Source organism: Rhodococcus sp. GB-02 (assembly GCF_053470465.1).
Window position 1 is genome coordinate 19,172 of record NZ_JBPUKE010000006.1, and the last position, 13,800, is coordinate 32,971.

The 13,800-nt window shown below is 61.6% G+C and carries 16 protein-coding genes; 11 read left to right on the plus strand and 5 right to left on the minus strand.

Annotated elements, in window-relative coordinates; all coding sequences use genetic code 11:
* Positions 1–72: 72 nt before the first annotated feature.
* The 4 genes from ACSW29_RS30965 to ACSW29_RS30980 all read left to right on the plus strand — a co-directional run bounded on the left by ACSW29_RS30965 (position 73) and on the right by ACSW29_RS30980 (position 3,273).
* Positions 73–588 carry a toxin-antitoxin system HicB family antitoxin gene (locus ACSW29_RS30965; protein ID WP_448278992.1) on the plus strand — a complete coding sequence of 172 codons (516 nt, stop codon included), beginning with the start codon at positions 73–75 and terminating at the stop codon, positions 586–588.
* A 65-nt stretch (positions 589–653) separates the two neighbouring features.
* On the plus strand, positions 654–1,529 hold the full coding sequence (locus ACSW29_RS30970) for a DUF4097 family beta strand repeat-containing protein (RefSeq protein ID WP_448278993.1): 876 nt from the start codon (positions 654–656) through the stop codon (positions 1,527–1,529).
* A 14-nt stretch (positions 1,530–1,543) separates the two neighbouring features.
* Positions 1,544–2,485 carry an ATP-binding cassette domain-containing protein gene (locus ACSW29_RS30975; protein WP_448278994.1) on the plus strand — a complete coding sequence of 314 codons (942 nt, stop codon included), beginning with the start codon at positions 1,544–1,546 and terminating at the stop codon, positions 2,483–2,485.
* Positions 2,482–3,273, plus strand: coding sequence for an ABC transporter permease (locus ACSW29_RS30980; protein ID WP_448278995.1), 792 nt, complete (start codon positions 2,482–2,484; stop codon positions 3,271–3,273). Before ACSW29_RS30975 ends, ACSW29_RS30980 begins: the two co-directional genes overlap by 4 nt.
* On the opposite strand, the gene ACSW29_RS30985 is transcribed toward ACSW29_RS30980, so the two are convergent.
* The 3 genes from ACSW29_RS30985 to ACSW29_RS30995 all read right to left on the minus strand — a co-directional run bounded on the left by ACSW29_RS30985 (position 3,228) and on the right by ACSW29_RS30995 (position 5,907).
* Positions 3,228–4,022 carry a 2-phosphosulfolactate phosphatase gene (locus ACSW29_RS30985; protein WP_448278996.1) on the minus strand — a complete coding sequence of 265 codons (795 nt, stop codon included), beginning with the start codon at positions 4,020–4,022 and terminating at the stop codon, positions 3,228–3,230. The two genes, ACSW29_RS30980 and ACSW29_RS30985, sit on opposite strands and share 46 nt — an antisense overlap.
* Before the next feature lie 12 nt (positions 4,023–4,034).
* Positions 4,035–4,862, minus strand: a complete 828-nt coding sequence (locus tag ACSW29_RS30990; RefSeq protein WP_448278997.1) for a transglutaminase domain-containing protein — start codon at positions 4,860–4,862, stop codon at positions 4,035–4,037.
* 61 nt (positions 4,863–4,923) lie between these two features.
* Entirely contained in the window at positions 4,924–5,907 is a 984-nt protein-coding gene (locus ACSW29_RS30995; RefSeq protein WP_448278998.1) for an MFS transporter, read from the minus strand.
* A gap of 132 nt (positions 5,908–6,039) precedes the next feature.
* On the opposite strand from ACSW29_RS30995, the gene ACSW29_RS31000 reads away from it, so the two are divergent.
* On the plus strand, positions 6,040–7,161 hold the full coding sequence (locus ACSW29_RS31000) for an endonuclease/exonuclease/phosphatase family protein (RefSeq protein ID WP_448278999.1): 1,122 nt from the start codon (positions 6,040–6,042) through the stop codon (positions 7,159–7,161).
* Here ACSW29_RS31000 and ACSW29_RS31005 read toward each other — a convergent pair.
* A complete protein-coding gene (locus tag ACSW29_RS31005) occupies positions 7,132–8,211 on the minus strand; it encodes an alpha/beta fold hydrolase (RefSeq protein ID WP_448279000.1) in 1,080 nt (359 codons plus the stop codon). The two genes, ACSW29_RS31000 and ACSW29_RS31005, sit on opposite strands and share 30 nt — an antisense overlap.
* Positions 8,212–8,317: 106 nt before the next feature.
* Between ACSW29_RS31005 and ACSW29_RS31010 the strand changes: the two genes are divergently transcribed.
* Positions 8,318–8,920: a TetR/AcrR family transcriptional regulator gene (locus ACSW29_RS31010; RefSeq protein WP_206029122.1), complete on the plus strand. Its 603-nt coding sequence runs from the start codon at positions 8,318–8,320 to the stop codon at positions 8,918–8,920.
* Here the strand turns inward: ACSW29_RS31010 and pip are convergent.
* The gene (pip, locus tag ACSW29_RS31015; protein WP_448279001.1) at positions 8,908–9,867 is read right to left on the minus strand and encodes a prolyl aminopeptidase; all 960 of its coding nucleotides are present in this window, start codon (positions 9,865–9,867) and stop codon (positions 8,908–8,910) included. The genes ACSW29_RS31010 and pip overlap by 13 nt on opposite strands.
* A 101-nt stretch (positions 9,868–9,968) precedes the next feature.
* Here pip and ACSW29_RS31020 point away from each other — a divergent pair, with 101 nt between their 5' ends.
* From ACSW29_RS31020 to ACSW29_RS31040, 5 genes are all read left to right on the plus strand, one after another.
* The gene (locus tag ACSW29_RS31020) at positions 9,969–10,427 is read left to right on the plus strand and encodes a hypothetical protein (protein ID WP_230815949.1); all 459 of its coding nucleotides are present in this window, start codon (positions 9,969–9,971) and stop codon (positions 10,425–10,427) included.
* Between the two features lie 4 nt (positions 10,428–10,431).
* Positions 10,432–11,028 carry a hypothetical protein gene (locus tag ACSW29_RS31025; RefSeq protein WP_448279002.1) on the plus strand — a complete coding sequence of 199 codons (597 nt, stop codon included), beginning with the start codon at positions 10,432–10,434 and terminating at the stop codon, positions 11,026–11,028.
* Positions 11,029–11,112: 84 nt separating this feature from the next.
* On the plus strand, positions 11,113–11,733 hold the full coding sequence (locus ACSW29_RS31030) for a TetR/AcrR family transcriptional regulator (protein WP_448279003.1): 621 nt from the start codon (positions 11,113–11,115) through the stop codon (positions 11,731–11,733).
* Positions 11,734–11,742: 9 nt separating this feature from the next.
* Positions 11,743–12,603, plus strand: a complete 861-nt coding sequence (locus ACSW29_RS31035; protein WP_084326765.1) for a 3-hydroxyacyl-CoA dehydrogenase — start codon at positions 11,743–11,745, stop codon at positions 12,601–12,603.
* A 152-nt stretch (positions 12,604–12,755) separates the two neighbouring features.
* A complete protein-coding gene (locus ACSW29_RS31040; protein WP_448279004.1) occupies positions 12,756–13,799 on the plus strand; it encodes a ParB/Srx family N-terminal domain-containing protein in 1,044 nt (347 codons plus the stop codon).
* Position 13,800: the final 1 nt, after the last annotated feature.

The window sequence follows — 13,800 nt, forward strand, 5'->3', positions numbered from 1 at the left end:
ATTCTCATCAAACCCACACGAATGTGCCATCGAGCTATTGCTATGGCACCAAAGTGATGCCATAGTGATGCCATGGATTTGACACCGTACGTCGACAACCTTCGCCACGAACTCGCGGTGGCGGCCGAAGCAGGCGGAGAAGACGCAAAGGCACTCGCCGATCGTTTGACCGCACCGTTGGAATCAGCAGTGCGACTCACCCTGCTCGACGCATTGTCTGCGGCAGCTGCCGAGATCACCCGGGACCTCGCCCCCGGCTCGGTGGACCTGCGCCTGCGGGGACGCGAACCCGAATTCGTGGTGGCACCGGCCATCAGCGAACCGGCTCCGGCTCCCGTCGAAGAAGAACCGACTCCGGCTCCGCGCTCCGTCACGGAGTCCGACGACGCCTCGATGACTCGAATCAACCTGCGTCTGGGGCAAGACCTCAAAGACCGGATCGAGGCAGCGGCCCGGGAAGCCGGGATCTCCGTCAACGCGTGGCTGGTTCGCTCGGCTGCAACCGCTCTGGAAGGCGGCATGAACAGAAGCATTCCGAGACAGCGCACGTCCCAAGGTTCCGATAGCTTCACCGGCTGGGTGCACTGACACCGGCCTACTTTTTCGCACCACCCTCTTTCATTAACCGAGACAACCTCATCGGGAGTATCACCATGCCCACATTCAGCACACCTGACCCCATCACCTTGAGCTTCGACGTGGCAGTCGGGCACATCAGGATCACGGCGAGCGACCGCAACGACACTGTCGTGGAAGTGCTGCCCAGCAACTCGTCTCGCGAGGTCGACGTTCGAGTCGCCGAACAAACGCGCGTCGAATTCGCGGGTGGCCGGCTGCAGATCAAGACTCCGAAACAGCGCGGCCTCGGCATTTTCGGGAAGACAGGATCTGTGGACATCTCCGTTCAACTTCCCTCCGCTTCGGAACTCGAAGGCACTGCCGCAGTTGCCAGCCTCCGCGCCGACGGCACTCTCGGACGATCACGCGTGAAGGTCTCGGCCGGCGATTGCACACTGAACACCACGGGACCGCTCAATGTCAGCACCGGGGCCGGCGCGATCACCGTCGAGCATGTGGCCGGTGACATCGACACGAGCACCGGGTCCGGAAGCATCCGCATCGGCCGCGTCGACGGCAACGCGGAGGTCAAGAATTCCAACGGCGACATCAACATCGGCACGATCACCGGCGCGCTGAAGGCAAAGACCGCCAACGGCAGTGTCGCTGTGGAGCACGCCGAGTCCGACGCAACGGCCGCAACCGCCAACGGCGACATACGTTTCGAGATCATCGAGAGCGGAGTCGTATCTGCAAAGACGGCTGCCGGGCGAATCCATATCGGTGTTCGATCCGGAACCGCCGCGCGATTCGACGCTCATACATCCTTCGGTCGCGTCGACAACCAGATGAATGCCACGCACGGACCGGCTTCGACCGAACGCCGGGTAGACGTCCGGGCGCACACCAGCTACGGCGACATCGTCATTCGACGTTCGGAGCCTCGAGAAGAATCCAACAAGAAGATCTAGCGAAAGGAACGCTGATGTCCCGTAAACCAGCCATCACCGCGACGGGCCTGAAGAAGGCCTACGACGACAAGACGGTACTGGACGGAATCGACATCTCCGTCGACCGCGGAACCGTCTTTGCGCTCCTCGGCCCCAACGGCGCCGGCAAGACCACCGTCGTGGAAATCCTCTCGACCCTCGTTCCTGCCGACGGCGGCGACATTCGCATCGCCGGGTACAACCCTTCCGACGATCCCGACGCGGTGCGTTCGCGTATCGGCGTCACCGGGCAGTTCTCGGCGGTCGACGACTATCTGTCCGGTGAGGAGAACCTTCTCCTCATGGCGGACCTCCATCATCTCGGTAGAGACGAACGTCGAACTCGCACTGACGAACTCCTGAAGAAGTTCGATCTGGTCGACTCCGCAGACAAGCTGGCCTCGACCTACTCGGGCGGCATGCGCCGACGGCTAGACCTGGCAATGACGTTGATCGGGCGGCCGGAGATCATCTTCCTGGACGAACCCACCACCGGTCTCGACCCCCGGAGTCGACGCACGATGTGGCAGATCATCCGGGAGTTGGTCAGCGACGGTGTCACCATCTTCCTCACGACGCAGTATCTCGAGGAAGCCGATCAGCTGGCAGACCACATCGCCGTCCTCGACCAGGGACGGATAGTCGCCCAAGGCACTGCCGCGGAACTCAAACGACGCGTCCCGGGCGGCCACATTCGTCTTCACTTCTTCGATCGAGACCAACTCGATTCTGCTGCTGCTGTTTTCGACGAATCATCGCGTGATGACGCCGCCTATGTCCTCCAGGTCCCCAGCGACGGGGGTGTCCGCTCGCTGCGTTCTCTCCTCGATCAACTCGACGCTCACGCGATCGACGTCAAGGAACTCTCCGTACACACACCGGACCTGGACGACGTGTTCCTGACTCTGACGGCCACCGAAAGGACCGACGCGCGATGACCACCATGACGCTTGCCTATCAGGACTCGAAAACCATGCTGCGTCGCAGCATTCGACACCTCCTTCGATATCCGTCGATGACTGTGATGCTTGTCGGGATGCCAGTCGTCTTCCTGCTGCTGTTCGTCTACGTGCTCGGTGGGACGCTCGGGAACGGCCTCGGCCCCGGCGGTGGTGGCCGAGCCGAATACGTCAATTACGTTGCACCGGCGATCATTCTGATGACCGTGGCATCAGCGGCACAAGGTACTGCCATCTCCGTCGCAACCGATATGACCGCGGGGATCATTGCACGATTCCGCACGATGGCGATCACGCGCACGTCCGTCCTGACCGGTCACGTTCTCGGCAGTCTCCTTCAGACGATCGTGAGCCTCGTTGTTGTCATCGCCGTGGCGATAGCCGTCGGCTTCCGGCCGACTGCAGGCTTCGTGGAATGGGCCGCGACGTTTGCACTTCTCATCCTGGTCTCCATCGCCATGATCTGGTTGTCGGTTGCCTTCGGCCTCGTCAGCAAGAGCGTCGAGACGGCCAGCAATCTCCCGATGGTGTTGATCCTCTTACCTTTCCTGGGAAGCGGATTTGTCCCCACCGACTCGATGCCGACCGTGTTGAGATGGTTCGCCGAGTATCAGCCGTTCACTCCGATCATCGAGACTCTTCGAGGACTTCTTCTCGGCGAAGCTATCGGGAACAACGCGATACTCGCGATCGGATGGTGCGTCGCCATCACCTTCCTCTCCTACCTCTGGGCGCGGAGTTTGTTCAACCGACGCCCGGTGCGCTGACCGCGAAACACACGATCTTCGAGAACAGGTACGGTGTCGCTGTCGTCGAGTTCCGAGGCGATGGCGACGTCGTGTGGAAACCCCATGACGATCAACTCGCGTCCTGAGGCACAGTCCCGCAGGCGGTCCTCGTACGAATCCGACACCGCCGCCCAGGCATCCGTCGCCATCCGCGCCTCGGGCGATACGTGGCCGTCCCAGCCGGCCGCGGTCAGTGCGGCCACGACAGCACCAGCGCCCCACAGATCTTCCACCGCAGGACGCAACTCTCCACCGGGCCACTTCTCCCCGGAAGCGACAATTGCCACTCGGGATCGCGGACCATGCTCGTGCACAATCCAATCGGCGACGGCGGAAGCGTTCCTCAATGAAGCGCCGACACACACCGCAACCTGGGACGCCAACGCAAACGCGATAGTCGACCCGTTCGGCGAAGGCAGTACCAGCCGACTCGGCACCTCGGCCTCGCGAATCGTCCGGGGAGACAGACTGATCTGCCCCTCCCTGGCCACACTTCGTCGTACTGCCAGGGCCGCATCGGCATCACGTGCGTAGTCGACCGCACTCTCGTCGTTCCAGGAATAGGGAAAAACGTCGATTCCCGCGTCAGCGGCGACGCTCAACGTCGTCGTGAACGAGAGGACGTCGACCACGACGGCGGTATCGACTCCCGCAGCGATCGCCTCGGCGCCGCGCAGGCCCCAGTCGAATCGAAGTCCGTACTCGAGTTGGCGATGCTCCGGATTCATCGCACCAGCATCTCAGAAACGAATCAGGTTGTCCGGCACGCACAAATCCTCGTGCTCGTACAGTGCTCGCACGGCAACTGGATCGTCGCCGGCGCACACCTCGGCGATATCGTCGAGCAGTAGGTCGTAGTCGGCGCCGGTCTTTCCGTCGTAGGCGTCCGTCATACGACCCCACTCGTCCCACGGCAGGGTTTCGACCTTGTTCATCGCGGCAAGATCCTTCACTGCGTTGCCGCGGATCTCGGCAGGCCCCCAGTTCTGGGTGCCGTACACCCCGAACTGGGACCCGTCGATCTCGCCGCGTCGATACGCCAGCCACGCCTCGCCGCCACTGAGGAATTCTCCCGGCTGCAGATCGTGGGCGTGAGAAAGCACGTTCTGTCCGAGGATCTCCGAGTCGATGCGGATCCACCGCTTGCCGGCGTTGTCCCAGTACTCGGTAATCCAATGGTCGACGCCCTGTCCCGGTTGAAAGTAGGTGGCAAACCCACAGCGGACCCGCGCAGCAAAACCGCGATAGCGCAGAAACGCACAACTCAAAACGGCAAAGTGCCGACAGGTTCCGACGAGCCGCTTGTCGAGTTCTCGGGCGGTGGTCACCGGTGCGGGATCGAGCGAGAGCAGCCTTTCGAGCAGAACACTTGCCGGCCGGATCTGGTTTTCCTCCAGCCGGTCGGTGGTCAGATTCAACGACTGCGCATCGGCGGGTTGAACGACCAGGTGCGGAACCACCCGGCAAATGTCCACGGGATCGGCGGAGAGCGGCTCGATGGCGAGCAGATCAACCCCGTCGACGCGGGTGAACGGTCCTGCTGATGTGTAGTCGAGAACCGCCGTCATGAGCGGAGACTAACAAACACTGCGGACAAGACCGGCGGCCTGATCAGCTTGGACCCCATCGTCAGTGACGCGGTGTCCATGCCGAAGCTGCGGCGCTGACGCCGGTGGCCAGCGGAACCAGGAACGACACCGAAATGAGCTCGAGCCCGAAGGTGATCGCGCGTCGATGTCCGATGCGGTGCGCGACCGCGACCGTCGGCCCCTGCCCGACGATCACCAAGGCCGCTGCACCCACGCAAAACCACCCCAGCGCCGACTGTGAACCTACGCCGCGCTCGAGCTGTTCCGGAAGCATCAGGCACAGTTGGCTGTAAGCGACCAGTTGAGAACTGCAGAGTGTCGCGAAGAGTAGAAAGTTGTTGTTGGTCAGCATGCTTCGCCAGACGTCACGCAGCGTATCAGTCGAGACCTGACCCTCGTGTTCATCGCCGGGCCGGGGGAACCAGATGAAGAACCCGGCCCACATGATCGCGAAGAGCAACGCCGCGCTCGACGCCGTCCACGAGAACGGAAACATCAGTGGTGCGGCACCCAGCGCCAGACCGATCACGGTTCCCAGTCGGCTGCACATCTGTTCCACCGCAAACAAATCGGTACGACGCATAACTCCGGCGGACCCGAGTTCGCGTCCGTATTCCGCGTTGGCCGACTCCACCGCGGGCGCGAAGAGCGCGGCAGCAAAGCCGACCAGAAGCACGCCGACGATGACGGCGGACATACTCTCGGCCAGTCCGAGCATCAGGAAACCGACCACCCGAACGGCTATGCCCGGCAGAATGATCGGGCGCTTGCCGAACCTGTCGGCGAGGCTTCCACCGATGAAGAACATGCCCTGTTGGCTGAACATCCGGAGCCCGAGGACCAGGCCGACAACCCAGGCCGCGAATCCGAGGTCCTCCGAAAAATGCACCATGAGAAAGGGGACAACCAGGTAGAACCCGATCTTGAACAGCACCATCGAGAGCAGGAGCAGTTTCACCACCGGCGGCAGGACACGAACCTTCGCAAAGGTCTTGTTACCGGAGAAACACTCACTGAGTACCACGATCAGAAGACTATTGCCCGCACGGCGTTCTGTGGAGATCTGCCATTTTGCAATTGGTTAACTGTCCGTTTAGGTAGCGATGGTAATCATCTTCCAGGGGTTCGAACACACGACAACGAGAGCCGGGATTTGATGAATGGATTGACGCGCCGCCAGATGGTCAAGGCGATGGCGGTAGCCGCGGGCACAGTCACCGCGAGCGCATTTACATTGGGTGCCAATACTTCCGTCGCGGGGGCGAACCCCGCGCAGGAAATCAAAGTGCTCTCCCTCAATACCTGGCACGGCGGAACCAAGATCAACGGCGGCTTGCAGCTGATCGCCGACATGATCATCTCGACCCAGGCGTCGATAGTTCTCCTGTCGGAAGCCGGCACTGCGACAACTGTATTGGCCGACATGCTGACCAAATCAGGAACCACCTTCTACGGAGCAGCGTCCTCCGACGTCGGGATTCTCTCCAAGTTTCCGATCGAGGAGACAGCCGACCTGAACTCGATGATCAAGGCAGTCGTGACGGTCGACGGCAAACAAATCGCTGCTTACTCGGCACATCTGGCCTACACGTCCTACGCGACCTATCTACCGCGCGGATACGGCGCGGGTGTTCCCAAGCCTGGAGAGTTCTCCGAGTTCGGCTGGAACAAGATGCCGTCCGGTCCGGTCACGGACCCCGAGACGGTTCAGCGTGTGAACGTCAATTCGGGACGACCCCTGGCAATTTCGACGTTCATCGACGATGCGGCCGCAGAACGGGCGAAGGGCAGGTCCGTCATCCTCGGCGGCGATTTCAACGAACCGTCGGCCCTGGACTGGACCGACGGCACGCGAAATCTGTTCGACCACAACGGTGTCGTCATTCCGTGGGAATCCACCCGTCTGCTCGACCAAGCCGGATTTGTCGATGCATACCGCAGCAAGTACCCGAACCCGGCTACACACCCGGGCTTCACCTGGCCGTCCGACAATCCCGACGTCGACACCTCACAGCTCACCTGGGCACCCGAGGCAGATGAACGCGATCGGATCGACTACATCTTCGCCGACCGCGCTTCCGACCTGAAGTTGGGATCTGTAGGAATCATCGGACCCCGAAAGACGATCGTGCACAACAAAAGAGTGGAGGAGAACTCCCAGGACAACTTCATCGCTTCACCGACGCCGTGGCCGACCGATCACAAGGCCGTTCTTGCGACGTATCGTTTTGCCGGCTTCGGCGGCGGATCATCTACCGGTTCGTGGAACGGTTCCTGACAGGGCATCTCGTAGCCAGTCGATCATCATCGGCGTCAATTCGGGCAGCTTGGTCACTGCGCAGTGCCCCGCATCCGGGATGACGTGTACCTGCGTGTTCGGGCGCTCTTCGAAGAGTGTTGTGTCCGAGAGCGGGATGTGAACGTCGTCGGCCCCGTTGACCACAAGCATCGGGGTCCGGCCGTCGTCGGCGGTCATCAAGACACTGCGATCGAACGCACGGAGACCCTGTACCAGCGCCTCTTTGGTTGCCGGGGCATCGAAACCCAATGCGTTTCCGACGATGTCGCCCATGCCGTAGACCAGGCGCTCGGCGTTCGCGGTCTCGAACGCACCCTTGACCGGGGCACCGATGTTGATCACCGCATCGACGGCGCCGGTCAACCCCGAGCGCACGGCGAAGTTGCCGCCGAAGGAGACTCCCAGGTGCGCCACCTGCCCGTTGCCGAGAGCGCGAGCCGTCGATACGAGCCCGTCGATCACCTCGTCGCCGAAAGCATCGAGAGGAACGGGTGATTCACCAGTTCCCGGCTGATCGAAAGCAACAACCGTCAGCCCGGCGTTCTTCGCGAACGCGCTGGCCAACGGATGCATGTCCATCTTCCAGCCGTCGACGCCGCCGCTGAGCAACAGGACGGGTGCGTCTTCGTACCGTCCGTCCGCCGAGAGGATGTGTACCGGTAGCTCGATCTCGCCGTTTCGGTTGGGCAGGGACAGGATTCGACGCTCGAACTCGAGCCCGAATCCTGGTGCTGCCTTGACGTATTCGTCCACCTGATTGCGCAGAGCCCGTCGACGGGATTCGTTGGCCAGCACCGGGAACTTGGCGATTCCGTAGATCATCGCTGCCAGGGAATGATTGCCGGCGGCGGAGTACTCCGCCGCCAGCGCCGACCACTCGTACGACCAACCACCCGGCGCGTCGGCCCAGGTCGAGTTGATGGACGCGCGCAGTTCCTCGAGATCCGAGACGGGGAGCCCGAAGCTCAGAAACTGTCCTGTGCGCTCTTCGAAGAGGCCTCGGTGATCGACAGGAAATTCGTATGACATGGGAAAACACCCCTCAATTCATCCCTAATGCAACGATCAGTTGCATTAGCTCAGTGAACCACGCGTCTCCAGCTAACACAACACCTTGTTGCGATAAGGTTGACCCATGACCTCGACACCACAACGGCCCGGAGGGCGTAGCGCCAGGGTGCGCGAGGCCGTCCTGGCAGCCACCGCGGCCGAACTGTCCGAACGCGGATTTGCAGCGATGACCATTGAGGACATAGCCGCCCGTTCCGGAGTCCACAAGACCACGATCTACCGGCGGTGGAGCACACTGTCCCAGTTGGTGGCCGACGCGGCCGTCGAAATATCGGCAACCACCGTTCCCATCCCGGACACCGGTTCCATCGAATCCGACCTGCGCGAGATGGCCAGATCGATAGTCGCACTGGTGACCAGCGAGTCGGGCGGCGCATTGGTGGCAGCACTGTTCTCGGACGCGGTCCGCACACCCGAGGTGGCGAGACTCAAGCGCGAGTTCTACTCCGCACGTTACGAACTGGCTGACATCGTGGTCCGCCGAGCAGTCGAACGCGGGGAAATCTCCGAGAAAGTCTCAGCCGCTGATCTTCTGGCGGCCGTAGCCGCGCCCATCTACTATCGACTGCTGGTCGCCGATCTACCCGTCGACCGGTCGGTTGCCGATCGTGCTGCTGCCGGCGCGCTCGCCGCGGCCCACGCCGGGGCACTCGATCAGACCGAATAAGCCAGTGAATTCAGCGCTTCCACGATTGCCTCGTTGAATCCACCGCCGCCATGCCCGGCGCCGTCGAGTACCACCAATTCACTGCCCGGCCACCGCTGGTGGATCGCCCAGGCAGTGTCTAGTGGCCCGGAAATGTCATACCGTCCGTGCACGAGAATCGCGGGAATCTCGGCAAGACGGTCCATGCCGTCCAGGATCTGATTCGGCGCCAGGAAACAATCGTTGGCCCAGTAGTGCGTGACCAGCCTGGTCATCACTCGACGGAAGTCGGGATTCTGGTATCGAACACTCGGAGTCCACCCCGGCATCAGCGACACATGCGCGTCTTCCCAGCGGCACCACTGCAACGCAGCATTCTCCCGCACAACAGGATCCGGATCGGCGAGCAGTCGCGCGTATGCCGCGGGAAGGTTTCCGTCACGCTCTTCCTCCGGCAACGGCGCGACGAACTCTTCCCACTCGCGCGGAAACACTCTGCCCATGGCGCGGGTGATCCACTCGATTTCGACCCTCGTCCCGCCGGTGATCGCGCCCAAGGCCATCGCGATCACCCGCTCGGGAAACGCCTGGGCGTACACCAGTCCCAAACTCACGCCCCAGGAAAGTCCCGTGACGATCCATCGCTCGATACCGAGATGCTCACGAAGACGCTCGATATCGTCGAGGATGTGCGCCGTGGTGTTCACGGTCAGATCGACGTCCGGACTGCTCGCAAGCGGAAGACTGCGCCCACAGCCCCGCTGATCGAACAGAACTGCGCGAAAGGCTTCGGGATCGAAGAAGCGCCTGGCACCGACAGTGCATCCCGCACCGGGACCGCCATGGAGATAGAGAACAGGAATACCCGTCGGATTCCCGACGGTCTCCCAGTAGAGACTCTGACCATCCGCCACTTCCAACAGACCGGACTCATACGGTTCGACGGGCGGGTACAGGACAGCAGTCATAGGCGGTGATTCTTCCATCAAGCCGGCTACTCGAGTAGGCAGCACGCGGCCGAGCAATGGCCTAGCGTGGACAGGACACCACTGCGACGGGAGTACACCAGATGCGTGATGGGTTCAGGTTGCCGGGGTACGGCGGCGCAGCGGTCTTCCTTCGCAGTCATGCGGTCCCCGCCACTGTCTTCGAATCCGACGTGCCCACACTTGTTTTCGACGTCGGGCTGCTCAGCCCCGATCGGTTCAATCAGTACCTCAGCCGACACACGGATGAGGGGTTTGTCGAGCGGCTGGCGGCGTTCTTCTTTCACGCGGCCGCAGACTTCCATCCCGAAAAGTCGCTCCCGCCGTTCACCGACGAACGACTCGGGCTGATGATCTCGGTCTGTTCCAGCACCGATCGAGAGGTGGAACTCGACTTCTCACTGGCCGAGGATCCCGAATCGGAGGACACCGAACGCGACGAGATGACCTTCGAGACAAGCCGAGTCGTCCTCGCGACCTCGGCGCAGACGGTGTCTCGACTGACCGGTGGAGTAGCCACCCACTTCGACGGGGAGTTGTAGAGACATGGGTTTTCTCTTCGAGGTTCTCGATTTTCCCGAAGGCAGTCGGATGACCGATCTGTGGAACAACACGTGGGCCGAGCCGGCAACCGGAGAGGAGATCGCGTCCGGCCACTTCATTCACCTCGGAGACGATCAGCACGTTGACGTGGAGACAGATTTTCTCAGTAGTCACCTGCCCTTCAACGTGGCAGGCTTCGGCGGAGTCTTTCCCGACGGCAAACCCTGGATGTTCGTCATGCAGAAGGCACCGGCCGACCTCGCGACCAGGCTGCGCGGTGAGGACGATCCACACTCGCTTCTGCGCGGATCACTCGACCGCGCCATGTCTTTCAATCCCGATGCACTGGTGGCCGAGGAATTGTCCTGGAGGCATGACGATCTGGTGAAGGTGTACGAGGAAGAGGGGATCCCAGCAGCATCCATCGCCGGCTGGTCGGCCGCGGACCTCCTGCGCGGCCTTTTGGCGCAGTGTTGCAATGCCGAACTTGCCGCCGTCGTCGCCGGATACCCCGAATGTGCCTACCCCGAATCGGCGCATGCGTGCGAAGCAGACGTGTTCGCCGACGTGTTCGCCGGTTGGGTCAGCGGAATGCGGTGATGTGACGGAGGAGACCCCATCCTCTCGATATTTCGGAGTAGACTCATTTATGAGCGTGATCCGAAATGAAGCGAGGTGAGCGGGATGACGAAATCGGACCAAGAGTTGGGTCGTCGTGAACGCAACAAACTCGAGAAGCAGACACGCATCTTCGACGCCGCGGCCGAACTGTTCGCGGAAAAGGGCTACAGCGCAGTCACAACTCAAGAAATTGCCGATCGCGCCGATGTAGCCGGTGGCACCCTCTTTCGTTACGCCGCAAGCAAAGCCGAGCTACTGCTCATGGTGTACAACGCGGAGTACCGCAAGCAGATCGAACTGGGAGAAGAGCGTGAGGCCAAATCGACGGGCACAGAAGATCGTGTGCTCGAGCTTGTTTCACCCCTGCTGATCGCGAGTCGCCGAAACGACGAGAACACTGGTATCTACCAACGCGAAGTGTTGTTCGGCGAGCCCAGCGAATGTTTCCGGGCCGAAGGTCTGGAACTCTCGCAGCGCCTGCAAACGCGGATTGCGCAAATCTTGCTCGAGGGGCACCCCAAACACACCACTCGAACCATCACTGCAGCGCGAACGATTTCCAACGTGCTGCACTTCGAAATAGCCCGCGCGGCATTGGACCGGATCACGGCTGACGAACTCACGAACATCGTTGCCGCACAAGTTCGATTGACGCTTGTCGGACTACCCACCGAAAAGGATTGAGGATCGAAAATGACTGAACTGAAGCAGATCACCGTTCTGGGTACCGGAGTTCTCGGCTCGCAGATCGCCTATCAGACCGCCTATCACGGATTCGACGTCGTCGCGTACGACATCAACGCCGAGGTCATCGAGAAGGCCAAGGCTCGGTTCGACTCGTTGGCCGCGGCCTACAAGGCCGAAAACGTCGAGGGCGCCAAGGAAGGCAAGGCCGACGAAGCGCTACAACGTATTACGTACTCGCACGACCTCGCCGAAGCCGTGACCAAGGCCGATCTTGTCATCGAGGCAATTCCCGAGGACATCGCCATCAAGCGCGACACCTACGAGAAGCTCGCCGCAGTAGCTCCTGAGCACACGGTGTTCGCAACCAACTCCTCGACGCTTCTGCCGAGCGACCTCAAGGAGTTCACCGGCCGCCCCGAGAAGTTCCTCGCACTGCACTTCGCAAATCACGTGTGGGTCAACAACACTGCCGAGGTCATGGGCACCGAGTCCACCGACCCCGCCGTGTACCGCGAGGTCGTCGAATTCGCGAAGAACATCGGCATGGTGCCGATCGAACTCAAGAAGGAGAAGGCGGGCTACGTACTCAACTCGCTCCTGGTCCCGCTCCTCAATGCAGCATCCGACCTGCTGATCGACGGCATCGCTGATCCCGACATGGTCGACAAGACGTGGCGTATCGGCACCGGAGCCCCGTTCGGCCCCTTCCAGATCATGGATGTCGTCGGGTTGACCACCGTCTACAACATCTCCTCCCAGGGCGGCGAGAAGCAGCGCGCGTTCGCCGACTACATCAAGAAGAACTACATCGACGAAGGCAAGCTCGGCGTCGCTGTCGGCGAGGGCTTCTACAACTACAAGGGCTGACCGACTTACCGGCTCACCGCGCGGTGGCTACGACGTGAATTCACGTGGTAGCCACCGCGCGGACGTCTGTTGTCAGCAAGTCCGAAACCACCCTGAGCGATTGTGACGCAAGCTTCTTCACGTGCGAACCCATCCTCAGGAGAGATCCCCACATGCGTCGTTCCGCCATCTCGGCACTCACAACACTGGTACTGCTCGGCGCCGGAACACTGGTCAGCACACCCGCTGTCGCTGCTCCGCTCGCGTGTGGCGGCATCTCCACCGGTTCGTTCTCAGGCTCCGTCGGCGGCTCGGAGTACCTGTGCGCCAAAGAAGGTGACCTTCTGGACGTGCGCATCGGCGACGTTCATGCGACGCAGCCTTCCCTCGGCTACGACGAGGTGTACTACAAGCTCGGGCGATACACGCTCGGAAAAGATGCGATCAACAAGAAGTTCGACGACTGGTGCGAGGCGAACGGCCAGATCCAGGCTGCGACCGCTACTCCCGCCTCGACGCTGAAGGACCCGTCGTCCTTCACCTGCCAGATACCAGTGGGTCAGGAAACCGCCGAGAGCATCGCGCCCATGAAGACCGTGGTCGTCGGACCCCGCGGCGATCTCTACCTGACCGACGGTCACCACACCCTCACGTCCTTCATCGAGACGGCCGACGGAGGCCCCGACCTGCACGTGCGACTGCGGGTTCTCGGCAACCTCAGCGGCCTGAGTGAAGGCGCCTTCTGGACCGAGATGGAAAAGAACAAGTGGGTCTGGTCGCGTGACGTGGACGGAAACCAGGTACCGGTCCAGTCCCTGCCGAAGAGCGTCGGCCTGGCGAACTTCGCCGACGACAAGTACCGCAGCTTGATGTACTTCTCCCGCGACATCGGATTTGCCGCTGGCTCGATCCCGTTCCAGGAGTTCTACTGGGGTGCGTGGGTCCGCGACACCGCGCCCGTCGACCTCACCAACTGGAATCGCGACGACCTCTCCAGCTACCTGGAGACCGTGAAGTCGGTGACTAATGCACAGACCGCGTTGGCGGGCGATGCCGTCGTCGACAGCGGATTCACTGCCACCGATCTTGGTGTCCTGCCAGCCTGGAACGACGGCAAAGCCGAGTCCAAGGGAGAGTTCGCAAAGCTGTCGAAGCCGTACACCGACGACAAGCCGGGCAAGATCGCTTACGCCCTTGCCTACAAAGCAACACTCTGAC